20 protein-coding genes and 2 pseudogenes are annotated in these 21887 nt (G+C 72.0%); 12 read left to right on the plus strand and 10 right to left on the minus strand.

From position 1 onward, the window contains the following. Positions 1-47: 47 nt before the first annotated feature. The gene (uvrB, locus tag G9272_RS12230; protein ID WP_171396600.1) at positions 48-2192 is read right to left on the minus strand and encodes an excinuclease ABC subunit UvrB; all 2145 of its coding nucleotides are present in this window, start codon (positions 2190-2192) and stop codon (positions 48-50) included. An 85-nt stretch (positions 2193-2277) separates the two neighbouring features. Then, positions 2278-3141, minus strand: a complete 864-nt coding sequence (locus tag G9272_RS12235; RefSeq protein WP_171396601.1) for an MHYT domain-containing protein — start codon at positions 3139-3141, stop codon at positions 2278-2280. A gap of 274 nt (positions 3142-3415) precedes the next feature. Between G9272_RS12235 and G9272_RS12240 the strand changes: the two genes are divergently transcribed. The 3 genes from G9272_RS12240 (at position 3416) to G9272_RS12250 (ending at position 6316) form a co-directional block, all read left to right on the plus strand. Further along, positions 3416-4288: a glycerophosphodiester phosphodiesterase gene (locus G9272_RS12240; RefSeq protein WP_171396602.1), complete on the plus strand. Its 873-nt coding sequence runs from the start codon at positions 3416-3418 to the stop codon at positions 4286-4288. An 85-nt stretch (positions 4289-4373) separates the two neighbouring features. Then, positions 4374-4928, plus strand: coding sequence for a methylated-DNA--[protein]-cysteine S-methyltransferase (locus G9272_RS12245; RefSeq protein WP_171396603.1), 555 nt, complete (start codon positions 4374-4376; stop codon positions 4926-4928). A gap of 68 nt (positions 4929-4996) precedes the next feature. After that, a complete protein-coding gene (locus tag G9272_RS12250; RefSeq protein ID WP_171396604.1) occupies positions 4997-6316 on the plus strand; it encodes an MFS transporter in 1320 nt (439 codons plus the stop codon). Between the two features lie 50 nt (positions 6317-6366). Here the strand turns inward: G9272_RS12250 and G9272_RS12255 are convergent, their stop codons facing one another. Continuing rightward, positions 6367-6795, minus strand: a complete 429-nt coding sequence (locus G9272_RS12255) for a VOC family protein (RefSeq protein WP_171396605.1) — start codon at positions 6793-6795, stop codon at positions 6367-6369. 100 nt (positions 6796-6895) lie between these two features. Here G9272_RS12255 and G9272_RS12260 point away from each other — a divergent pair, with 100 nt between their 5' ends. After that, positions 6896-7804 carry a pseudouridine-5'-phosphate glycosidase gene (locus G9272_RS12260; protein WP_171396606.1) on the plus strand — a complete coding sequence of 303 codons (909 nt, stop codon included), beginning with the start codon at positions 6896-6898 and terminating at the stop codon, positions 7802-7804. 464 nt (positions 7805-8268) lie between these two features. Further along, entirely contained in the window at positions 8269-9198 is a 930-nt protein-coding gene (locus tag G9272_RS12265; RefSeq protein WP_171401952.1) for a carbohydrate kinase family protein, read from the plus strand. A 72-nt stretch (positions 9199-9270) separates the two neighbouring features. On the opposite strand, the gene G9272_RS12270 is transcribed toward G9272_RS12265, so the two are convergent. Continuing rightward, complete coding sequence (locus G9272_RS12270; protein ID WP_171396607.1) at positions 9271-10074, minus strand: methyltransferase; 804 nt, start codon at positions 10072-10074, stop codon at positions 9271-9273. A 281-nt stretch (positions 10075-10355) separates the two neighbouring features. Here G9272_RS12270 and G9272_RS12275 point away from each other — a divergent pair, with 281 nt between their 5' ends. Then, positions 10356-11483 carry a magnesium and cobalt transport protein CorA gene (locus G9272_RS12275; RefSeq protein WP_171396608.1) on the plus strand — a complete coding sequence of 376 codons (1128 nt, stop codon included), beginning with the start codon at positions 10356-10358 and terminating at the stop codon, positions 11481-11483. 79 nt (positions 11484-11562) lie between these two features. Here the strand turns inward: G9272_RS12275 and G9272_RS12280 are convergent, their stop codons facing one another. Both G9272_RS12280 and G9272_RS12285 read right to left on the minus strand, forming a co-directional pair. Next, a complete protein-coding gene (locus tag G9272_RS12280) occupies positions 11563-11982 on the minus strand; it encodes a CBS domain-containing protein (RefSeq protein ID WP_020131872.1) in 420 nt (139 codons plus the stop codon). Positions 11983-12104: 122 nt separating this feature from the next. Continuing rightward, a complete protein-coding gene (locus G9272_RS12285) occupies positions 12105-12737 on the minus strand; it encodes a uridine kinase (protein WP_171396609.1) in 633 nt (210 codons plus the stop codon). Positions 12738-12868: 131 nt separating this feature from the next. Here G9272_RS12285 and G9272_RS12290 point away from each other — a divergent pair, with 131 nt between their 5' ends. From G9272_RS12290 to G9272_RS12300, 3 genes are all read left to right on the plus strand, one after another. Beyond that, positions 12869-13582, plus strand: coding sequence for a DUF2293 domain-containing protein (locus G9272_RS12290; RefSeq protein ID WP_171396610.1), 714 nt, complete (start codon positions 12869-12871; stop codon positions 13580-13582). Between the two features lie 152 nt (positions 13583-13734). Next, a complete protein-coding gene (locus G9272_RS12295; protein WP_171396611.1) occupies positions 13735-14214 on the plus strand; it encodes an anthrone oxygenase family protein in 480 nt (159 codons plus the stop codon). Between the two features lie 151 nt (positions 14215-14365). Then, on the plus strand, positions 14366-15853 hold the full coding sequence (locus tag G9272_RS12300; RefSeq protein WP_171401953.1) for a glutamate synthase subunit beta: 1488 nt from the start codon (positions 14366-14368) through the stop codon (positions 15851-15853). Between the two features lie 74 nt (positions 15854-15927). Here G9272_RS12300 and G9272_RS12305 read toward each other — a convergent pair whose 3' ends face one another. Further along, positions 15928-16425, minus strand: a complete 498-nt coding sequence (locus G9272_RS12305; RefSeq protein WP_171396612.1) for a carboxymuconolactone decarboxylase family protein — start codon at positions 16423-16425, stop codon at positions 15928-15930. Positions 16426-16472: 47 nt separating this feature from the next. Between G9272_RS12305 and G9272_RS12310 the strand changes: the two genes are divergently transcribed. Beyond that, complete coding sequence (locus tag G9272_RS12310; RefSeq protein ID WP_171396613.1) at positions 16473-17930, plus strand: PLP-dependent aminotransferase family protein; 1458 nt, start codon at positions 16473-16475, stop codon at positions 17928-17930. 49 nt (positions 17931-17979) lie between these two features. Here G9272_RS12310 and G9272_RS12315 read toward each other — a convergent pair. From G9272_RS12315 to G9272_RS12325, 3 genes and pseudogenes are all read right to left on the minus strand, one after another. Continuing rightward, a pseudogene (locus tag G9272_RS12315) lies at positions 17980-18823 on the minus strand (SAM-dependent methyltransferase). Positions 18824-18983: 160 nt separating this feature from the next. Then, positions 18984-19259: a DUF397 domain-containing protein gene (locus G9272_RS12320; protein WP_020131864.1), complete on the minus strand. Its 276-nt coding sequence runs from the start codon at positions 19257-19259 to the stop codon at positions 18984-18986. Then, positions 19260-20120, minus strand: coding sequence for a helix-turn-helix domain-containing protein (locus G9272_RS12325; protein ID WP_171396614.1), 861 nt, complete (start codon positions 20118-20120; stop codon positions 19260-19262). A gap of 239 nt (positions 20121-20359) precedes the next feature. Between G9272_RS12325 and G9272_RS45230 the strand changes: the two are divergent. Together G9272_RS45230 and G9272_RS12335 are read left to right on the plus strand one after the other, a co-directional pair. After that, positions 20360-21085: pseudogene (locus G9272_RS45230) on the plus strand (ATP-binding protein); the annotation flags it as partial. A 251-nt stretch (positions 21086-21336) separates the two neighbouring features. Then, complete coding sequence (locus tag G9272_RS12335) at positions 21337-21783, plus strand: hypothetical protein (protein WP_171396615.1); 447 nt, start codon at positions 21337-21339, stop codon at positions 21781-21783. Positions 21784-21887: the final 104 nt, after the last annotated feature.

Consider the following 21887-nt stretch of genomic DNA (forward strand, 5'->3'; position numbering starts at 1 on the left):
GCAACACAGCCGGTGCGGGGCGAGGGCACAGCTGCCGCAGGGGTCCGTCAGGCCAGACCCGCCTCCCTCATCTGGCGCAGTTCCTTCTTCATTTCGGAGACCTCGTCGCGGATCCGGGCGGCGACCTCGAACTGGAGGTCGGCGGCGGCGGCCCGCATACGCTCCGTCATCTCCTCGATCTGCTCGGTGAGTTCGGCCGCGGGACGGTCCGTCGGCACCGTCTCCTTGGACTTGCCCTTGGCCGACCTGGACTTGGCGCCCTTGGCCGCCTTGTCGCCGAGGGAGGGCACAGGGGCCTTGGTGCCCCGCCCGTCCTTCTTCGCGCGGTAGCCCGAGCCGAGCAGCTGCTCCGTGTCGACCTCCTCGCGGGAGATCTGGGCGACGATGTCGTTGATCTTCTTGCGGAGCGGTTGCGGGTCGATGCCGTTCGCCGTGTTGTAGGCGACCTGCTTCTCCCGGCGGCGGTTGGTCTCCTCGATGGCCCGCTCCATGCCCGGGGTGATCTTGTCGGCGTACATGTGGACCTGACCGGAGACATTGCGCGCCGCGCGGCCGATGGTCTGGATCAGCGAGGTGCCGGAGCGCAGGAAGCCCTCCTTGTCGGCGTCGAGGATCGCCACCAGGGACACCTCGGGCAGGTCGAGCCCCTCCCGCAGGAGGTTGATGCCGACCAGGACGTCGAACTCGCCGGCGCGCAGCTCGCGCAGCAGCTCGATCCGGCGCAGCGTGTCGACGTCGCTGTGCAGGTAGCGCACCTGGATGCCGAGTTCCAGGAAGTAGTCCGTGAGGTCCTCGGCCATCTTCTTGGTGAGCGTGGTGACCAGGACGCGCTCGTCCTTCTCCACGCGCGTGCGGATCTCGTGCACCAGGTCGTCGATCTGGCCCTCGGTGGGCTTGACCACGACCTCCGGGTCGATCAGGCCGGTGGGGCGGATGATCTGCTCGACGGTGCCGTCCCCGCGGGAGAGCTCGTACTTGCCGGGGGTCGCCGACAGGTAGACGGTCTGCCCGATGCGCTCCTGGAACTCCTCCCACTTCAGGGGGCGGTTGTCGAGGGCGGAGGGCAGCCGGAAGCCGTGGTCGACGAGGGTGCGCTTGCGGGAGGCGTCCCCCTCGTACATGGCGCCGATCTGCGGGACGGTGACATGGGACTCGTCGATGACGAGCAGGAAGTCGTCCGGGAAGTAGTCGAGCAGGGTGTTCGGCGGGGAGCCGGGCGAGCGCCCGTCGAAGTGCATCGAGTAGTTCTCGACACCGGAGCAGGAGCCGATCTGGCGGAGCATCTCCAGGTCGTACGTGGTGCGCATGCGCAGGCGCTGGGCCTCCAGGAGCTTGCCCTGCTTCTCCAGGTCGGCCAGGCGCTCGCCCAACTCCTTCTCGATGTCGTTGGCGGCCCGCTCCAGGCGCTCGGGGCCCGCCACGTAGTGCGTGGCCGGGAAGATGTACAGCTGCTGGTCGTCGCTGATGATCTCGCCGGTGAGCGGGTGCAGCGTGGACAGGGCCTCGATCTCGTCGCCGAACATCTCGATGCGGACGGCGAGCTCCTCGTAGACCGGGAAGATCTCGATGGTGTCGCCGCGCACCCGGAAGGTGCCTCGGCTGAACGCCAGGTCGTTGCGCGTGTACTGGATGTCGACGAAGCGGCGCAGCAGCTGGTCCCGGTCGAGCTCGTCGCCGACGCGGAGCGGGACCATGCGGTCCACGTACTCCTGCGGGGTGCCGAGGCCGTAGATGCAGGAGACCGAGGCGACCACGACGACGTCACGGCGGGTGAGGAGCGAGTTGGTCGCGGAGTGCCGCAGGCGCTCGACCTCCTCGTTGATCGAGGAGTCCTTCTCGATGTAGGTGTCCGACTGCGGGACGTACGCCTCGGGCTGGTAGTAGTCGTAGTACGAGACGAAGTACTCGACCGCGTTGTTCGGCAGCAGTTCGCGGAACTCGTTCGCCAGCTGGGCGGCCAGGGTCTTGTTCGGCGCCATCACCAGGGTGGGGCGCTGGAGCTTCTCGATCATCCACGCGGTGGTCGCGGACTTTCCGGTGCCGGTCGCGCCGAGCAGGACGACGTCCTTCTCACCTGCCTCGACGCGCTTGGCCAGCTCGGCGATGGCCGCCGGCTGGTCGCCACTGGGCTGGTAGGGGCTGACGACCTCGAAAGGCGCCACCGTGCGTTCGATGTGAGAAACGGGCCGCATGTCATCCACCGTACGGCCCCCCACTGACAACGGGGTCCGATCAGGGGTTTCGCGGGGGCCGGCCCCGGGGTCCCGGGTACGGGAGTCAGCGGTTCTGCGGGGTCCGGAACTCCCGGTGCGTCACCTTCCGGCGGCTGCGGAGCCGGGAGCGGCGCGACGGGTGCGGGGCCGGCGGGTGCGCCGGGACGCCGGGTTTGTGCTCGGCGGGCGTCCAGTCGGGCTTGCCCATGACCATCAACGGGTCGAACATCACGACCACACCCGCGAGGCAGAGGAAGGCGAGCGGGCCGATCAGCATCGGCGCGAGGAGGGCGGCGGGAGAGTCGCCCGCGGTCGGGGCGCCCGTGTGCAGATGGACGCTCAGGGCGGCCATCCCGGTGTAGTGCATGCCGGTCACGGCCAGCCCCATGACCAGGCTGGCGCCCACGCTCCACAGGAAGCCCCTGACCTGTCCCGCGGCCCACAGGGCGGCGGTGGCGGCACCCATGGCGATGGCGACGGAGGTGGCGACGGTGAACGTGTTGTACTGCAAAGTTCCGTTGAAGCGCATTCCGGCCATGCCCAGGTAGTGCATCGACGCGATGCCCAGGCCGGTGATGGTGCCCCCGGTGAACAGCGCCGTTCCGGTCGCGCCCCGGTAGCCGACTATGAAGATCCCCACGCCCACCATGACGATGGCGACGCCCAGGCTCGCGTACGTCATCGGCTTGTCGTAGTGGATCGGGGCGCCGTCGACCGTGAAGCCGATCATCGCGATGAAGTGCATGGTCCAGATGCCGGAGCCGATCGCCGCCGAGCCGAGGGCGAGCCATCCCGGGCGCCAGGACTGGGCGACGAGCAGGGCTCTGGTGGTGCAGCGCAGACCGAGAGCACCGCCGAGGCAGGCCATGAGGTAGGCCACCAGCGGTGTGACGAGTCCGTAGCTGAAACCGTCGACCGTGCCTTGCATGCGCGGTTGCCCTTCGCCCTGTTTGCTTGATCTTCCTGAAACTCGCCCCTCTCCAGGACCGCTGAGCGCGGTCAAGGCTGAGAGAGAGTATGACCCCCACCGGAATGGTCGAACGATTTTCCGGCAAAGAAACACGCCCTTGTCGCACATGTGCGGCACCAGTGAGCGGCCTCCGAAGTCTCCTTTCATTCTGTGGTCATCCTGCACACCCCCGCTGTCGACCCTCTGCTGTCACTGTTGAGCTGTATGTGATGGCCCGACGCGAGGAGTACGCATGCACGCGCGCGTAGTTGCCGCCACGACCACCGCCGTCCTGGGCACCGTCGCCCTCCTGCTCCCCGTTCACGACGCCCGGGCGGGCAGCGCTTTCCGGCCGTCGGTGATCGCCCACCGGGGAGCCTCCGCCCACGCCCCCGAGAACACCCTGGACGCCGTCGACGAGGCGGCCTCGCTGGGCATCCTGTGGGTGGAGAACGACGTCCAGCGCACCAGGGACGGCGAGCTCGTGGTGATCCACGACGACAGTCTCCGCCGCACGACCGACGCCGAGGAGGTCTTTCCCGGCCGGGCCCCGTGGAAGGTGCGGGACTTCACGGCGGCCGAGATAGCCCTGCTCGACGCGGGGAGCTGGTTCGGCGCCGCCTACACGGGCGTGCGTGTGCCGACGCTCAAGGAGTACGTCGACCGGGTCGAGCATCACCACCAGAAGCTGCTCCTGGAGGTCAAGAACCCCGAGCTGTATCCGGGGATCGAGCAGCAGACCCTGAAGCTGCTGAGCAACGAGGGCTGGCTGGACCGCCGGCACCTCACGAACCGGCTGATCGTGCAGAGTTTCAGCGCCGACAGCCTGCGGACCGTCCACGAACTGAAGCCGGGGGTGCGGACCGGTCTGCTCGGGATGCCGGCCCTCGCGGACCTGCCCCGGTACACGGGCTTCGCCGACCTGATCAACCCGTCGTACGCCGCCCTCTCCCCCGCGTACGTCTCCGCCGTGCACGCGCTCACCGGACCGCACGGCAAGCCGATGAAGGTCTTCGTCTGGACCGTCGACGACCCCGCGACCGCCGAGGCCGTCGCGGGGTACGACGTCGACGGCGTGATCACCAACAAGCCCGACGTGGTGCGGCGGGCCCTGTACGGGTACTGACGCCCGGCGGCCCCGGGGCGCGGTGCGGGAGCGGGCCGTGCCGCCGCCCAGGGGCGTTGTCAGTGGCCGGCCGTACGGTGGGCGCATGGACAGCAATGGGCAGGACGAGCAGCGGGTCGTGTGGACCGTCGTCGGTACCGACATCGGTCCGCTGTTGCTGGCCGCGACGGGTGAGGGCCTGCTCAACGTCGTGTTCCACGCCACCGACGCGGTACGCGACCAGGCGCTCGGCCGGCTCGCGGCCCGACTGGGCACGGAGCCCGTCGAGGCGCCCGACTCCCCGCTGCTGGCCGAGGCGATACGCCAGGTGGAGGCCTACTTCGCCGGTGAGCGGCGGGCCTTCGAGCTGCCGCTGGACTGGTCGCTGATCTCGGGCTTCAACCGCCAGGTGCTCCGCGAACTGGCGTCCGGCGTCCCGTACGGGAAGGTCGTCGGCTACGGCGATCTCGCCAGGCGGGTGGGACAGCCGCTGGCGGCGCAGGCGGTCGGGGTGGCGATGGGCGCCAATCCGCTGCCGGTCGTCGTGCCCTGCCACCGGGTGGTGGAGAGCGACGGCGGCATCGGCGGGTTCGGGGGCGGTCTGGAGACCAAGCGGAAGCTGCTCGCGCTGGAAGGGGTACTACCCGAGCCGCTGTTCTGAGGGGACACTGCGCCGGTGACCACATCTCCCGGTCGTCGCCACGGCCGCGCGACGGTCCGGCGCGGGCCGTGACCGCCGTCGAGCGCGCCGCCGCCGCGCCCGTCGACGCCGCTCTCCTGCCCACGCTGCGGCGCCGCACGACCGCGGTGCTGGTCGCGAGCCAGATCCTCGGCGGGCTCGGCGTCGCCACCGGCATCGCGCTGTCCGCTGTACTGGCCCGGCAGGTCAGCGGCACCGAGGCGCTGTCCGGGCTCGCGCCCACCGCCACCGTCGCCGGTACGGCCGTGCTGTCGATGCCGATGGCCGCGCTGATGACCGCGCGCGGGCGTCGGCCGGGGCTGGTACTGGCCTATCTGGTGGGCGCCCTGGGCGCCTGTGTCGTCGTGGTGGCGGCGCGGGGCGGGAACTACCCGCTGCTGCTGTGCGGCATGGCCGCTTTCGGCGCGGCGTCCTCGGCGAACCTCCAGGCGCGGTTCGCCGCCGCCGACCTGGCCGAGCCGCAGCGGCGTGCCCGGGCCATCTCGAACGTGGTGTGGGCGACCACCATCGGCGCGGTCCTGGGCCCGAACATCGCCGCGCCGGCCGGCCGGAGCGTCGCCGGACTCGGGATACCCGCGGCGGCGGGCCCCTTCCTGTGGGCGGCCGGGATCTTCGTCATGGCCGCGGTCCTGGTGGCCGTGCTGCTGCGCCCCGACCCGCTGCTGACGGCCCGCGCGCTCGCGCCGCAGGAGGATCGGTCCCCGGAGGCCCGTTCCCTGCATGCCGGTCTGGCGGCCGTCGCCGCCTCGCCCCGCGCGCGGCTCGCGCTCGTGACGGTGGCCGTGTCGCACACGGCGATGGTCTCGGTCATGTCGATGACCCCGCTCGACCTCACCCACCACGGCGCGAGCATCGATCTGATCGGGCTGGTCATCAGCGGGCACATCGCGGGCATGTACGCGTTCGCGCCGCTGATGGGACGGCTGGCGGACCGGGTGGGGCGGCTCTCGGTGGCGGGACTCGCGGCCGGGCTGCTGGCCGTCGCGATGTTCCTGGCGGGGACGGCGGGCGACAGCCACGGACAGACCGCCGCCGGGCTCTTCGTGCTCGGGCTGGGCTGGTCGGCCGGGCTCGTGTCGGGTTCCGCGCTGCTGACGGACTCGGTGCCGCAGTCCGCGCGTGCCGCCGCCCAGGGGATCTCCGACCTCACCATGAACACCTCGGCGGGGTTCGGCGGAGCGATCGCCGGGCTGATCGTCGCGCAGGCGAGCTACGCGTGGCTCAATGTCGCCGCGGCGAGTCTGCTCGTCCCGCTGGCCGCCCTGGTGCTGTTCACCCGGACCCGTAACAGGAACGGGGACAGGACCAGGACGGCAGCGGACAGCCCGCCGGGCGTACAACAGTCCTAGCAACACCGGCCGTCGGCACCACAGTGGTAAATACGTCGGCCGTAGCCAGGTCAGTCGTAGTGCCGTGCCTCGATGACGTTGCCGTCCGGGTCGCGGAAGTAGAAGCTGCGCGTGGCCTCGCCGCGGGCGCCGAAGGAGCCCTGCGAGACGTCCGACACGGGGACGGCGCGCTCCTCCAGGCGGGCGAGCAGCGTGTCGAAGTCGCCCTGCGGCAGGGCGAGGCAGACATGGTTCACGGGGTGCCCCGCGCTCTCGGCGGCGCCGGGGAGCATCTTCATCCGCTCGGCCATCGACAACGGCATGAGGTCGAGGAGGGCCTCCTCGTTGACGCGTACGGAGGGAAACGGTTCCTCGCCTGCGGCGAACTCGGGGAGCCGTACGGGCTCCAGGCCGACGGCCTTCTCGTAGAAGTCGGCGGCGGCGACCGGGTCGCGTACCCACAGGACGACGTGGTCGAGACGTGTCATGTTGTCCGTCATACGTCCCAGGCTGGTGTCCTGCCCCACAGGCCGCAAGGGTTTGACCGGGCGCGCCGCCCGCCAGAGATGAGGGGGAGACCGACGGACAGGAGGCGGGCGCGTGGTGCTGGTGGTGTCGGAAGAGGTGCGGGACGCGGTCGACGCGCGTCGACCCGTGGTGGCCCTGGAGTCCACGATCATCTCGCACGGGCTGCCCCGCCCGCGCAACCTCCAGGTGGCGCTGGAACTGGAGGCGGTCGTACGCGCGGAGGGCGCCGTACCGGCGACGATCGCCGTGCTGGACGGGCGGCCCCATGTGGGCCTGGACAAGGAGCAGTTGGAGCGCGTCGCCAACGAGGACGGCTTCCGCAAGCTGGGCCATCGCGACCTGCCGCTCGCCGTGGCCTCGGGGGCGAGCGGGGCGACCACCGTCTCGGCCACGGCGCTCCTGGCGGCGCTCGCGGGGGTGCGGGTGTTCGCGACGGGCGGGCTCGGCGGGGTGCACCGGGAGTGGACGGTCACCCAGGACGAGTCGGCCGACCTGGGCCTGCTGGCGAGCACCCGGATCACGGTGGTGTGCGCGGGCGTGAAGTCGATTCTGGACGTGCCGGCGACCCTCCAGCGGCTGGAGACGCTGGGCGTCGCAGTCGCCGGGTACGGCACCGAGCGCTTCCCGGGGTTCTACCTCTCCGACTCGGGGCATCCCGTGGACTGGACGGTGCGGACCCCGGGGCAGGTGGCCGACGTGATGCGGGCTCAGGACGCGCTCGGCGTTCCGGAGTCCGCGCTGATCGTCGCCAATCCGGTTCCCGAGGAGGAGCAGCTGGATCCCGAGCTGCACGCGCGTGTGCTCGCCGACGCGCTGCACGCGTGCGAGGAGGCCGGCGTCACCGGCCAGGGCGTCACGCCGTTCCTGCTCGACTACCTGGTCCGGCACACCGACGGCGCGTCCCTGAGCGCCAATCTGGCGGCGGTGCGCGGCAATGTGCGGCTGGCGGCACGGATCGCGACGGCGTGGGCCGAGGCATGACCGCCCGACCGGACGGGACGGACGGCGGTCAAGGCGACCCCGGCGAGCCGATCCGGGATGCGGGATCGGGGGCGGGGCGGGGCTCGGGCTCGGGCTCGGGCTCGGGATCAGGATCGAGCTCAGGATCGCGCTCAGGCCCAGGATCAGGCTCAGGATCGAGCTCAGGCTCAGGCCCAGGCCCAGGATCGAGCTCAGGCTCAGGCCCAGGCCCAGGATCGAGCTCAGGCCCAGGCCCAGGCCAGGGATCGAGCTCAGGCCCAGGCCCAGGCCAGGGATCGAGCTCGGGCTCGGGCTCGGGATCAGGCCCAGGATCGAGCTCGGGCTCAGGATCGAGCTCGGGCTCAGGATCGAGCTCGGGCTCAGGATCGAGCTCGGGCTCAGGATCGGGATCGGGCTCGGGATCGGGATCGAGCTTCGAGCCCGGCGGAAGGGCACCCGCGGGCGGTGGCTCGGGAAGTGGGGCGCTGCTGGTCGTCGGAGACGTCGTGACGGACGTCGTCGCCCGGCATCGGGGTCCACTCGCCTCGGGCACGGACACGGCCTCCGTGATCCGGACCCTGCCGGGCGGGGCGGGCGCCAACGTGGCGTGCTGGGCGGCGCACTGGGGGTGCGCGGACGTGCGGCTCCTCGGCCGGGTGGGCGCGGAGTCGGCGGCCTGGCACGAACGGGAGCTGACCGCCTGCGGGGTGCGGCCGCGGCTCGTCGTCGACCCGCAGGCGACCACGGGGACGGTGATCTGCCTGGTCGACACCGGTGCCGCGGCCGAGCGGACGTTCCTCACCGACAGCGGCGCGTCCCTGCGGCTCGACCCCGGCGACTGGTCGGACGCTCTCCTGGACGGGGTCGGCCGGCTGCACCTGTCGGGCTACCTGCTGTTCTCGGAGTCCGGGCGCGCGCTGGTGGGCACGGCGTCGGCGGCGGCACGCGCGCGTGGGGTGCCGGTGAGTCTCGATCCGGCGTCGGCGGGCTTCCTGGTGGACCTGGGCGTCGACCGCTTCCTGTCCCTCGTCGAGGGAGTGGACGTGCTGCTGCCCAGCCGTGCCGAGGCCTGTCTGCTGACCGGGCTGCTCGACGGGGCGGGCGCGGCGGCCGCGCTGAGCCGCCTGGTCCCGCTGGTGGTGTCCAAGGAGGGTGCCGACGGCGCGCTGGTGGCCCGTGACGGCACTGTGCTCGTCCGCGTCCCCGCCGCTCCGGCGACGCCCCTGGACACCACGGGCGCCGGCGACGCCTTCACCGGAGCCTTCCTCGCCGCGCTGCTCGCGGGCGCCGATGCGGGGGCCGCGGCGACCGAGGGGTGCCGGGCGGGGGCCCGGGCGGTGGAACGCGTGGGCGGCAGACCCCCCGCGCGGCGCGACGGCGCGGAGTCGACGACGTACCGTGCCCACGCCGGCTGAGGGCACCACGCCGGGCGGACTCCCACCGCCGGCGGGCCCACGCCCGTTCTACCGCTCACATCTCCTACCCGCTCACGCCTTCTGGTCCTTGCGTCCCCAAGCCGAGATCAGCGGCGCCGTGGCCAGGTCCATGTCTCCGGAGGCGACGTTCGCCAGGTGCCGGTCGATGTCCTCGTCGGTCGCGAGGCCCGCTCCGACGAGTTCGCCGCGGATCTGGCGGACCGTCGCGGACTCCAGGGCCGCGCAGGCGGGTGAGGTGACGGGGAAGTAGGCGTCGGCCTCGACCCGGCGCAGCCCGGCCTCGCGGAGCAGACGCGGGAGCTTACGACCGTAGGAGAGGTCGGCGCCCCGGCCGGCCAGGAGCTTGCGGAAGCCGTGCCGCAAGCGGTTCGCCAGCTGCTGTTCGGGGCCGTGTTCGTCGGGGCAGAGCAGGGGCTGGAGGGCCGGGTCGGCGTCCTCGATCAGGAGCCGTCCGCCCGGTCGCAGCGCCTTGACCATCGATCGCAACGCCCGCTCCCGGTCCGGCACATGGACCAGCACGAGCCGGGCGTGCACCAGGTCGAAGCCCTCCATCGGCGGCTCCTCGGCGCCGAGGTCGTGGACGCGCACCTCGACCGGTGGGCGGGCGACCGACGTCAGCCGGGAGGTGTCGATGTCGGTCGCGAGGACCTTGCCCGTCGGACCGACCTTCTTCGCCAGCCAGGACACCACGGAGGTACCGCCGGCGCCGGCCTCCCAGCAGCGCCAGCCGGGGCCTACCTCGAACGCCTCGAAGTGACGGAGCGTCGTGGCGTCGAAGAGGGCGGCGAAGGCGTCGAAGCGTTCCCCCGCCTCGGGCTGCCGGTTGTCGAGGAGGTACCCGTCGGATCGCGTCATGCGGCGATCATCCCAGTTGTCCCGCTCGCCGGAGGTCGTCGACGCGGCCGGGCCGGGCGTAGGGGACGGCCCGGCCCGGATGCGGTCGGCGACGCCGTGAACCCGTGCCGCAACGGGCGGCCACGGTCTCGCGAACGGTCCGCGGTATCCGTCGTCCACAGGCGGGAACAAAGCGGAAGCGGCCCTTTCCACAGGCTTACCCTCGGCCTACGCGGGCCTGGCAGACTGGCGCGCCAGGACGCGGGAGCGCGGCCCGCGGAGATATACGCAAGGAGACCCAGATGACCATGGCGGGGAATCTGCGGAAGGTCACCGGCCTCGGAAGGGTCGGCGGCCTGCGCAGGGTGGCGCGGCTGGCCCGGCGACGGCCGCGGGTCGACCTGAGTCACCCGGCGCGGTCCCCGCTGGGTTCCTCGGTGGTGAACTGTGTGACGTACCGGGACGGCGTGCGGGCCCCGCGCGGCGGCGATCTGGTCGACACGGTGGAACGTGTGCGCAAGCACGGTCACGGTTTCGTCTGGCTCGGCCTGCACGAGCCGACGAACGACGAGTTCGCAGGGATCGCCGAGCTCTTCGACCTGCATCCGCTGGCCGTCGAGGACGCCGTCGAGGCCCATCAGCGGCCGAAGGTCGAGCGGTACGGGGAGACCTTGTTCGCGGTGTTCAAGACCGTCTGCTACGTCGAGCACGAGGAGCTCACGGCGACCAGCGAGGTGGTCAACACCGGCGAGATCATGGTGTTCGTCGGCCGGGACTTCGTGATCACGGTGCGCCACGGCCGGCACGGATCGCTGGGCCCGCTGCGCGAGGAGCTGGAGTCCGACACCACTCAGCTGGCCAAGGGGCCGTCGGCGGTGCTGCACGCGATCGCGGACCATGTGGTGGACGACTACCTCAATGTCATCGACTCCGTGCAGGAGGACATCGACCAGGTCGAGACGGATGTCTTCGCGGCGAACGGCGCACGGGCGGATCCGGGTCGCATCTACCAGCTCAAGCGTGAACTCCTCGAGCTGAAGCGGGCGGTGGTGCCGCTCGGTCGTCCGCTCCTGGACCTCTCGGACCGGCCGGTCCGGGTGATCGATCCGGAGATACAGGCCTACTTCCGGGACGTCTCCGACCACCTGCTGCGCGCCACGGAGCAGATCGCCGCCTTCGACGAGCTGCTCAACTCGATCCTTCAGGCGCATCTGGCGCAGGTCACGGTCGCGCAGAACGAGGACATGCGGAAGATCACGGCCTGGGCCGCGGTGATCGCCGTGCCGACGATGGTGTGCGGGGTGTACGGCATGAACTTCGACCACATGCCGGAGCTGCACTGGAGGTTCGGCTATCCCCTGGTCCTCGGCGTGATCTCTGTCGCCTGCTGGGTCCTGTACCGCGGCTTCCGGCGCAACGGCTGGCTCTGAACGACCGCTCCGGTCCGGGCAACCGCCACCACCGCCGCCACGGCCGCCAGTACGGTCACCGCTGTCAGTGCCGGTCGGGTCAGGACCTCGCGTAGACGGTCTCGGCCCAGGTGGCGATCTGCTCCTCGGGCAGGTGCCGGGCGAGGTCGGCCTCACTGATCATGCCCACCAGGCGCTTGTTCTCGATGACGGGCAACCGGCGGATCCGGTGTTCCTGCATCTCGTGGAGCACCTCGCCGACGTCGGCGCCCGCGTCGATCCAGCGCGGTGTGCCCTGGGCCATCTCGCCGGCGGTGACCTTGGCGGGGTCGTGCCCCATGGCCACGCAGCCGACGACGATGTCCCGGTCGGTGAGGATCCCGCAGAGCCGCTCGTTCTCGTCGCTGATGGGCAGCGCGCCGACGTTCAGTTCGCGCATCAGCTGGGCGGCGCGGTCGAGGGTCTCGTGGGCGGGGATCCACTGGGCGCCCCGGTGCATGATGTCTCCGGCGGTGGTCATGCGGTACCTCCCGGTGCCGGACGGCCGGCGCGGCGCGGGGAGGGGCACCGCTAGTCCCGGCGCCCTACATTCTTGCCGCGCCACCCGGCGCCCGCACCCGGAGCACGTTCGCCGGCGTGGGATCAGCCGCCCCAGGCCGGATGGCGGGGGTCGTCCGCGCGGACGAGGACGTCGGCCGCGTCGGCCGGATCGGTCTCCTGGACGTATCGCTCGAAGGCGGGCAGCGTCCAGTGGTCGGCTTCGGGGGTGCGCCGGCGCAGGGCCGGCGGGGAGAGGAGGACGTGGACGGTCAGGTCGAAGGGGAACCAGTGCCGCAGCAGAAAGGGGCCGTGCAGCAGCAGGAAGCCGCCGGGAGCGAGCGGGACATAGGGGCTACGGGTGGCGCGGTCGGTGACAGGGTCCCGGAGATCGGGCAGGATCCGTCCGTCGCCGCCGGGTTCGAGGGGATCGAACACCTCGCGCCACAGGGCGCCGGTGTCGAACCAGCCGTCGTAGTAGGCGTCCACATCGTGATGGCCGTACTCCAGGCGGAGGGAGGCGGGGCGCAGGAAGCCGTGCGTGTCCACGACCCGGGAGGGGTGGCCGCGGGTGCGCAGGGCCTCGGCGACCCGCTCGGCGAGGTCTCCGGGACGGGCTGCCGGGGCGCCGTCGAAGGCGATGCGTGGCCAACGGATGCCGTCGGCGGGCTTCAGGTCGAGCAGCCGCTCGGCGAGGAGGTCGCCGAGCCGTTCCCAGGTGATCGCTTCGAGTCGCACACGGCCATGATGCGTCAGGCGCCGGTCCGGCCGCCTCGCCCTGGTGCGACCTGAGCCCGTCCGCGACCGTCCGTCCGCCCACGGGCCGGTGACCAGGTGCTGCCGCGTCCACCAGGGGGCATGAAGGCCCTATGGCAGCCGTATCCCTCACCGTTCCCGCGCCCCGCACCGGGTTTCTCGTCGTCCAGCCGCTCCGGCGGAAGTACTGCGCCGGGTGCCGTCGTGGGCCGCTGCCGATGCTGGTCCTGGAGGACGCCGCGCCGCGCTGCCTCGACTGCGCCGATCTCGGGCACCTGGTGTTCCTGCCGCGCGGTGACACGGCACTGACCCGCAGGTCGCGGGAGGAGAGCGGGCTGTCGGCGGTGGTGGTCCGGTTCAACCGGCGCAAGGGGCGTTACGAGCGCCAGGGCGTCCTGGTCGAGGAGGCGGCGCTCACCCGGGCCGAGGAGCGGTGCCTGGCGGACGCCGAGGCACGGCGGCGGCGCCGGACCCGGGACGCGCGGCACCGGGCGGCACAGGACGAGCGCTTCGCGGAGACGTTCGCGGCGGAGATCCTGCGGCTGCTCCCCGGCTGCCCGGCAGGCCGGGCGCGCGGGATCGCCGCGCACGCCTCCCTGCGGGGCAGTGGCCGGGTGGGACGCAGCGCCGCCGGGCGGGCGCTGTCCGAGGGGGCCGTCGTCTCCGCCGTCGTGGCGTCCGTACGGCATCTGGACACGCCGTACGACCGGCTGCTGATGAGCGGCGTGCCCCGGCACGAGGCACGTCGGCGGATCGCGGCGGACATGGAGGCCCGGATACGGACGTGGCGGGAGGGAGGCGACGGGACGGACGAGACGGTTCCGTAGCGCGGACGGCAACAGCCTGGCCGGCCTGGTGGACGTCCGCACATGTCGCCGCGCGTTTCGGCCATGGTGACCGATCATGAACGGGATTTCACTTGAGGTGAGGCACGGACCCGGGGAAGATCTCCGCACCAAGGGTGGGAGTTGACGTTGTCATGATCGATGGACCCTATGAGGTGCTCGCGGTGGTGGGCACGCTGACCACGGGGCTGATGGCCGGGGTCTTCTGCGCCTTCTCGGTCCTGGTGATGCGGGGACTCGCCGCGCTGCCGCCCGCCCAGGGCGTCGCGGCGATGAACGCGATCAACTCCTCCGCGCTGACACCGGCGTTCATGGTCCTGTTCCTCGGTGCGGCGGCGGTGTGCGCGGTGATCGCCGTGGTGACCTTCGTGCTGTGGCCGGACGACGGGACGGTCCACCTGCTGCTGGGCAGCGCGCTGTACCTGTGCGGCGCGTTCGGGGTGACCGTGACGGGCAACGTGCCGCGCAACGAGGTACTGGCGAAGCTGGAACCGGGCTCGCCGGAGGCCGTCACGTACTGGCCGACCTACCTGCGTGAGTGGACGCGGTGGAACCACCTGCGCGCGGTCGCGTCCGCGGCCTCGGCGGTCGTGTACGTCCTGGCCCTGGTCTGACCGGACACGGACACCCTGCGGGGCACCGGACGCCCACCGCGGAAAGCGCTGTCCGCCACTCTGCATGGGTGGCCGACGCGACGTATCGTGGCCGAAAGAGTGCCGCCCGATGACGCTCGGCCTGTCGTACGCGTACGCGAGGAAGACGCCCATGGCCGATCCCAAGGGATTCATGACCACACCCCGCGAGGACTGGCCCCGGCGGCCGGTCGAGGAGCGGGTGCGGGACTGGGACGAGGTGTACGTCCCCGGGGCGCTGCTGCCCATCGTCAGCAAGCAGGCGGACCGCTGCATGGACTGCGGCGTCCCGTTCTGTCACGAGGCCTGTCCGCTCGGCAACCTGATCCCCGAGTGGAACGACCTGGTGTCCCGGGAGGACTGGCGGGCGGCGAGCGACCGGCTGCACGCGACGAACAACTTCCCCGAGTTCACCGGCCGGTTGTGCCCTGCTCCGTGCGAGGCCGGGTGCGTCCTCGCCATCAACCAGCCGGCCGTCACCATCAAGAACGTCGAGGCCGCCATCGCCGACCGGGCCTGGGCGGACGGTCTCACGCCGCCGCGACCGCCGGACCGGCTGTCCGGCAAGACGGTCGCGGTGATCGGTTCCGGGCCCACCGGGCTGGCCGCGGCACAGCAGTTGACCCGGGCCGGGCACACCGTCGCCGTCTACGAGAAGGACGACCGGATCGGCGGACTGATGCGGTACGGGATCCCCTCCTTCAAGATGGAGAAGCACCACCTGGAGCGGCGGATCGAGCAGATGCGGGCCGAGGGCACGAAGTTCCGCACCTCGACCACCATCGGGCGGGACGTCATGGCCGCGGATCTGCGGGTCCGCTACGACGCCGTGGTGATCGCCACCGGGGCGACCGAATGGCGGGAACTGCACGTTCCGGGGCGGGAGTTGACCGGCATACAGCAGGCGATGGAGTATCTGCCGCTGGCCAACCGGGTGGGCGAGGGCGACCTGGAGTCGTCCCCGATGTCCGCCGCCGGAAAGCACGTCGTCATCGTCGGCGGTGGCGACACGGGCGCCGACTGTCTGGGCACGGCGGTGCGCGAGGGCGCCGCGTCCGTGACCCAGCTGGACATCTACGCGCAGCCCGGTCCTGAACGCGACGAGGACACCGACCCCTGGCCGACGTATCCGAAGATCTACCGGCTCTCGGCGGCGCACGAGGAGGCGCGCGATCTGGAGTCCGCTCCGGCGGCGGACGCGGACGCGCGGCTGTTCGCGGCGTCCACGCTCCGCTTCACCGGCGACGAAACCGGGCACGTACGGTCGCTGCACCTCGTCGAGGTCGACGCGCGGCGCAGGCCGGTGGAGGGCACCGCGCGGGCGCTCCCCGCCGACCTCGTGCTGCTGGCCCTCGGCTTCTCCGGGCCCGACCGGGAGGACGGGCTCGTCGAGCAGCTGGGGCTGACGCTGGAGCCGCGGGGCACGATCGCGCGGGACGCCGACTTCGCGACGAACGTGCCCGGCGTGTTCGCCGCGGGGGACGCGGCGCGCGGGCAGTCGCTGATCGTGTGGGCCATCGCGGAGGGGCGGGCGGTGGCGTCGGCCGTCGACCGCCATCTGACGGGGAGTTCACGGCTGCCGTCGCCGATCGGCCCGTACGACCGTCCGATGAGCAGCTAGGCCGGGACGTCCAGGACAGGGCACCGGACAGGGCACGAACGTGGCGTCGGGACAGCACGCGGGGCCGGATCGTTTCAGCGGCGCTCGTCCGTCCCGGCCACCTTCCCCGTCGCCAGGGCCACCCTGTTCCAGGTGTTGATCGTGCAGATCAGGGCCAGCACCTGCGCCAGCTCCTGCTCGTCGAAGCGGGCGGCGGCCTCGGCGTAGACGTCGTCCGGGACGCCGCCGTCGGCCACCAGTGTGACGGCCTCCGTCAGGGCCAGGGCCGCCTGCTCCTTCTCGGTGAAGAAGTGGCGGGCCTCGCGCCAGACGGCGACCATGTGCAGCCGCTCCTCGCTCTCGCCGGCCTTGCGGGCGTCGCCCGTGTGCATGTGAAGGCAGTACGCGCAGTGGTTGAGGTGCGAGGCGCGGATCTGGATCAGTTCGACGAGGGCCGGGTCGAGGCCCTCGCGGGCGGCGGCGTCGAAGCCGATCAGGGCGCGGAACGCCTTGCCGGCGGTCTTCCCGAAGTCGAGGCGGGACCGTCCTGCCACCGCTGCCGCCCCATCCGTACCCGTCGTGTTCGTTGTCATGTCCCTCAACCTACGGGTCGGAAAGGACCCCTGTAGGGTGCATTTTCATGGTGGATTCGTGGGTCAATTCCGCGGAGCGGATCGGCGCCGACCTGCATGTGGAGCTGGCCGGTCCGGGCGGTCGGCGGGCCGCCCTGATCCGGGCGCTGCGCGAGGCCGTGCGCGGCGGACGCCTGCCTCCCGGCACCCGGCTGCCGCCGTACCGTTCACTCGCCGCCGACCTCGGCGTCGCCCGCAACACGGTGGCCGACGCGTACGCCGAGCTCGTCGCGGAGGGCTGGCTGACCGCCCGGCAGGGATCCGGTACGCGGGTCGCCGACCGGACCGAACCCCTGCGGCCCGTACAGCGCACGCCCGTCAAGGCACCGCCCCGCGCGCGTGGCCCCCGGCACGACCTGCGGCAGGGCACCCCGGACGCGTCGTCGTTCCCGCGCGCGGCCTGGCTGACCTCCTACCGGCGGGCCGTCCAGCAGGCACCCAACGAGGTGTTCGGTCCCGGTGACCCGGCCGGCCGCCGGGAACTGCGGGAGGCCCTCACCGAGTACCTGGCACGCGCGCGTGGCGTGCGCACCGAGCCCGAGCGCATCGTGATCTGCTCGGGCTTCGCCCATGCGCTGCGGCTCCTGTTCGGCCCGGGCAGCGGGCTCCCGCGCGGTCCGCTGGCCGTGGAGGCGTACGGCCTGGACTTCCACCGGGGGCTGCTGGCGGCGGCGGGCGTGCGGACGACTCCGCTGCCCCTGGACGCGGACGGGGCGCGCGTGGAGCGGCTGGATCGCGAGCGGGCGGTGCTGCTCACTCCCGCGCACCAGTTCCCGACCGGTGGTCCCCTGCACGCGAGCCGCCGGACCGCCGTGATCGACTGGGCACGCGCGCGTGGCGGGGTTCTCCTCGAGGACGACTACGACGGGGAGTTCCGCTACGACCGCAAGCCCGTCGGCGCCGTTCAGGGGCTCGATCCCGAGCGGGTGATCTACCTCGGCTCGGTCAGCAAGAGCCTGTCGCCCGCGCTGCGGCTGGGCTGGATGGTGCTGCCCGAGCGGTACGTCGACGGTGTCCTCGCGGCCAAGGGCGAGCGGGAGGCCTGGGCGAGTGTCCTGGATCAGCTGAGTCTGGCCGACCTCATCGTGTCCGGGGCGTACGACCGTCATGTACGGCGCATGCGGCAGCGTTACCGCGGTCGCCGGGACCGGCTGGTCGAGGCGCTCACCGCGCAGGCGCCGCATGTCGAGGTCACCGGCGTCGCGGCCGGTCTCCACGCGGTGCTGCGGCTGCCGCCCGGCACCGAGCGGTCCGCGCTCAAGGCGGCCGCCTGGCAGGGCGTGGCGCTGGACGGCCTGGCCTCCTTCCGGCATCCGGCGACCGACATGACGCCGGAGGACGGGCTCGTCGTCGGCTACGCGACGCCGCCGGAGCACGCCTACGCGGCGGCGCTGGACGCGCTGTGCCGGATCCTGCCGCCGCCGAACGGGCGGCGGCGCCCCGCCCTCGAATGGGGCGCGCCGTAGGGCGTCCCACGGACGTCCCACGGCGCGCATGCCCCCGGATACGGCGGCCTCAGAGCTTGCGGGCCACCGCCCCGTACCCCGGGATCACGCCGTCGTCCTGTCCCGGCACCGGTTCACCGAGCTCGGGGTGCCACTCGGGCACCACCGCGACGCCGGGTTCGACCAGGTCGAGCCCGTCGAAGAAGCGGGTGAACTCCTCGCGGGACCGCAGGGCGAGGGTGACGCCCGCCGCCTTCAGCTTCGCCGTGGCCGCCGCCGACTCCTCCGGGGAGAAGTCCGCGGTGGCGTGGGTCATCATCAGGTAGCTGCCGGAGGGCAGTGCGGCGAGCAGCCGGTCCACCAGCTCGTGCGCGCCGTCCTCGTCGGAGACGAAGTGCAGCAGCGCGACCAGTGACAGCGCCACCGGCCGGCTGAGGTCCAGGATCTTCCGGGCCCCCTCGATGATGGCGTCCGGATCACGGACGTCCGCCTGGAGGTACTCCGTGACGCCCTCCGACGTGCTGCGCAGCAGGGCGGCCGCGTGGGCCAGGACGATCGGGTCGTTGTCGCAGTAGACCACCCGGGCGTCCGGCGCGATCTGCTGAGCGACCTGGTGCAGGTTGGGCTCGGTCGGGATGCCCGTGCCGACGTCCAGGAACTGCCGTACGCCGTTCCTGGCCAGCCAGCGGGTGGAGCGGTGCATGAAGGCCCGGTTGACTCGTGCCATCACCGGCACGCGCGGGTCGAGGGCGAGCATCTGCCGGCCCTCCCCCACTGCCTTAAGGGCGTGGGCGGTACCCCCACTCGTCGACGGGGTAGTTGTCCTTCCCGCCGAGGTACCAGTCGTACATCCGTGCGGGATGGGGCTTGCTGGTGTCGATCTCGACGGCTCCGGTGGGGTCCTGCCCGGTCATGAGGCACTCCGTAAGCATGTGACGGGAATGGTGTTCAAGTCAGTACCAAATTAAGGAAGTTGAGCAAAGCAAGGGCGGGTGGGCGAAGACGGGCGGGCGAAGACGGGTGGGCGAAGACGGGTGGGGGGTGAGCTGAGCAAGAAGTGCCAGGCAGGTCCGTTCAGGACAGCAGGAAGTCCGCCTCCCCCGCCTTGGCTCCCTCGATGAAGGCCGTCATCTCGTCGGAGGTGTAGATCAGCGCCGGTCCGTCGGGATCGGTGGACTGCCGGACGGCGATCCGGCCGTCGGCGAGCTTCATCGCTTCCAGGCAGTTGCCTCCGTTGCCGCCGCTCCACGGCTTGTGCCAGCCCTCGCTGCCCAGCTCCCGGGCGGGCATGCCGTTGTAGATCCGCTGAGCGCGGACCCTCGGCCTGGACTGGGTCCTGATGTGATTCATTCACAACTCCTTGCGGAGATCCCGGAGGATCTCCTTCGTGCGATGTGCAGTAGCGGCCTGCGCCGCCATGCGGTCCATGACCTCGAGGTGGGTCGCCACCTCGGTGCGGGCGTCGAGATAGACGGCGCCGGTCAGGTACTCGCTGTAGACCATGTCCGGAAGCTCCGGCATGGCGAATCGGAACAGCACGAAGGGCCCGTACGTGCCCGGATGCGGCCCGTTCTCGAACGGGGCGACCTGCAACGTCACATTGGGCAGCTTCGCGACCTCGAGCAGGGTGTCGATCTGCGCGCGCATCACCTCCGGGCCGCCGACCGGGCGACGCAGCACCGTCTCGTCCATCACGACCCACAGTCGGGGGGCGTCCTGACGAGTGAGCAGGTCCTGGCGTTGTATGCGCAGGTCGACGAGGCGCTCGATGTCCTCCGGGCGGGTCTGGCCGATGGCGCCGGACCTCAGGACACCGCGCGCGTAGTCCTTGGTCTGGAGCAGGCCGGGCACGAAGTGGGGCTCGTACTGGCGGATCAGGGCGGCGGCGCCCTCGAGGCTGACGTGCATCGAGAACCAGCCGGGCAGGACGTCGTGGAACCGCTGCCACCAGCCCGGCTTGTTCGCGTCCTCGGCGAGCTGGACGAAGCCCTCGGCCTCCTCGTCGGTGACCCCGTAGGCCTTCAGCAGCAGCTGGAGGTACGGAATCTTGAGGCTGACCTCGGCCATCTCCATACGACGGACCGTGGCGGGCGCGACACGCAGGATGCGGGCGGCTTCCTCGCGCTTGAGCCCGGCGCGTTCCCGCAGGTCCAGCAGGCGCCGACCGAGGACTACCTGTCCGACCGTCGGCGCGGACCGCGGTTCGCTCACGCTCCACCTCCACGAAGAGCCCGGCCGGTCACGCGGAGGCCGCACGAGCCCCGACCCGGCCGGTCACGAAAAGAATCCCGACAGCCCTACGGCGCCGCTCGAAGATCAATTCGAAGGTCTGTACGAATCCGTACGGATCTTCACCGATCCCAATTGGCGCCGTTCAACGTGCTGTTGCGAGCAGTGTGCCACGGCCCCCCACCGCGTCACACAGCACTCTGCATTTTTCAGAGTGACACTTGCCAAGTGTTCACGGCGGGGAGATAGTGGCAAGCGTGATTCCGTCCGCGCCCTTAGGAACAGACGCCGCCGCAGGCCGCCCCCAGGGTCTCGGTGCCAGCGCGGGAGCAGGCCCAGACCAGGCCGCTGCCGAGCGCCGGTTCCGATTCGAACTGGCCGCCCATCCGGGTTCCCCCGCCCAGGCCAGACGCCTGACGAGGGCCCGGCTGACCGGCTGGTCGGTGTGCGAGGACACCTGCGACACCGCCGCCCTGGTCATATCCGAGCTGGTCACCAACGCCATCGTGCACACCGCGAGCGACGTCGTCGTCTGCGAGCTGCACGACGGCGACGACCTGGTCCGCATAGCCGTGCGCGACGAGGGGTGCGCGCCGGGTGAGCCCCATCCCTCCCCGCAGCGCCCCGAGGAGGAGCACGGGAGGGGACTGCTCCTCGTCGAAGCCCTCTGTCACGCCTGGGGCGCCCATGAGCACGGGCCCGGCCTGCTGGTCTGGGCCGACCTGACCCGCAAGGCCGACGCTCTCCGCGATCCCGCCGAGCCCTGCAACAGCCTGGACACGGCCGAGCCGCACCACGCCGACCTGGGCGAGCTGCTCGACACGCTGGACGAGTTCCACGACGGTCCCGCCCAGCCGCACACCGGTCCGGCCGGGCCCCGCAACGACCTCGGCTGGGGCTCCCGCCCGAAGCCCGGACCGTCCGACGGCCCGGGCGACGAGGACGAGCAGGCCGAGCAGTGGTACCGCGCCATGGCCGGCCGGGCCGCCGGCCGGCCCCACCCCGTGCCGCCGGCCGTACCCGCCGCGACCTCCGCCAAGCCCGCACCCGCCGCCGACGGTCCGGCCCCCCGCGTTGCGCCGCAGTGGCACCGCGCCGCCGGCGGCCACGGCGGGTACGAGGGCGGCCGCGACGGACGACCGGCCGGCCACTCCGCCGGACCCCTCCCGCTCGAGCACGGGCGCGAGCGGGGAAGGGCATGAGCGCGGTCTACGGTCGGGCTCCGCTGCTGACCCTCGACACACTCGTCCGCCTCCAGCGCGGGCCGGGCGGTGCGCACACCCCCGAGCCGCCGCGCCGGCTGGCCGTGCCCGACGGCATGACGGCCCCGCTGGGCTGCGACGCCGTCTCCGTCCCCGCCCGCCTCGGCCCGCTGCTCATGCCGCGCCTGCCGCGCGTGGGGTGCGTCTACGCCGACGAGGCGCGCTGGTGGTGGCTGGTGCCCTCCGACTCCGACTACGCCCTGGAGTGGCCCGCCCCCGCGCACTACGCCACAGGCGCCCTCCTGCCGGACTCACCGCACGTCCCCGGCCTCGTCCACCGGCCGGACGGCACGCTTCCGTACACCCCGCCGATCCCCCTCTACCTGGCCCTGTGCCGCCTCACGGGCACGACGCCCACCTGGTCACGGGCGATCAGCGCCTAGGCCGCGTCTGACAATTCCCGCCGGGCCTCCGCGAGCCGGTCCCGGAGCCGTCCCGGCGCACGCCCGCGCGTCCCGGCTCTCCCGCCCCGCGCCCTGCCCTCACC

The organism is Streptomyces asoensis, from assembly GCF_013085465.1.
Classification (GTDB): domain Bacteria; phylum Actinomycetota; class Actinomycetes; order Streptomycetales; family Streptomycetaceae; genus Streptomyces; species Streptomyces cacaoi_A.

Excerpts from the sequence above, each read along its gene's own strand:
- G9272_RS12270 (WP_171396607.1), bottom strand. The coding sequence starts at position 10,074 with ATGACGCGATCCGACGGGTACCTCCTCGACAACCGGCAGCCCGAGGCG.
- G9272_RS12255 (WP_171396605.1), bottom strand. The coding sequence starts at position 6,795 with ATGACGGACAACATGACACGTCTCGACCACGTCGTCCTGTGGGTACGC.
- G9272_RS12290 (WP_171396610.1), top strand. The coding sequence starts at position 12,869 with ATGGCAGCCGTATCCCTCACCGTTCCCGCGCCCCGCACCGGGTTTCTC.
- G9272_RS12305 (WP_171396612.1), bottom strand. The coding sequence starts at position 16,425 with ATGACAACGAACACGACGGGTACGGATGGGGCGGCAGCGGTGGCAGGA.
- G9272_RS12275 (WP_171396608.1), top strand. The coding sequence starts at position 10,356 with ATGACCATGGCGGGGAATCTGCGGAAGGTCACCGGCCTCGGAAGGGTC.
- G9272_RS12245 (WP_171396603.1), top strand. The coding sequence starts at position 4,374 with ATGGACAGCAATGGGCAGGACGAGCAGCGGGTCGTGTGGACCGTCGTC.
- G9272_RS12240 (WP_171396602.1), top strand. The coding sequence starts at position 3,416 with ATGCACGCGCGCGTAGTTGCCGCCACGACCACCGCCGTCCTGGGCACC.
- G9272_RS12280 (WP_020131872.1), bottom strand. The coding sequence starts at position 11,982 with ATGACCACCGCCGGAGACATCATGCACCGGGGCGCCCAGTGGATCCCC.
- G9272_RS12300 (WP_171401953.1), top strand. The coding sequence starts at position 14,366 with ATGGCCGATCCCAAGGGATTCATGACCACACCCCGCGAGGACTGGCCC.
- G9272_RS12310 (WP_171396613.1), top strand. The coding sequence starts at position 16,473 with ATGGTGGATTCGTGGGTCAATTCCGCGGAGCGGATCGGCGCCGACCTG.
- G9272_RS12295 (WP_171396611.1), top strand. The coding sequence starts at position 13,735 with ATGATCGATGGACCCTATGAGGTGCTCGCGGTGGTGGGCACGCTGACC.
- G9272_RS12320 (WP_020131864.1), bottom strand. The coding sequence starts at position 19,259 with ATGAATCACATCAGGACCCAGTCCAGGCCGAGGGTCCGCGCTCAGCGG.
- G9272_RS12335 (WP_171396615.1), top strand. The coding sequence starts at position 21,337 with ATGAGCGCGGTCTACGGTCGGGCTCCGCTGCTGACCCTCGACACACTC.
- G9272_RS12235 (WP_171396601.1), bottom strand. The coding sequence starts at position 3,141 with ATGCAAGGCACGGTCGACGGTTTCAGCTACGGACTCGTCACACCGCTG.
- uvrB (WP_171396600.1), bottom strand. The coding sequence starts at position 2,192 with ATGCGGCCCGTTTCTCACATCGAACGCACGGTGGCGCCTTTCGAGGTC.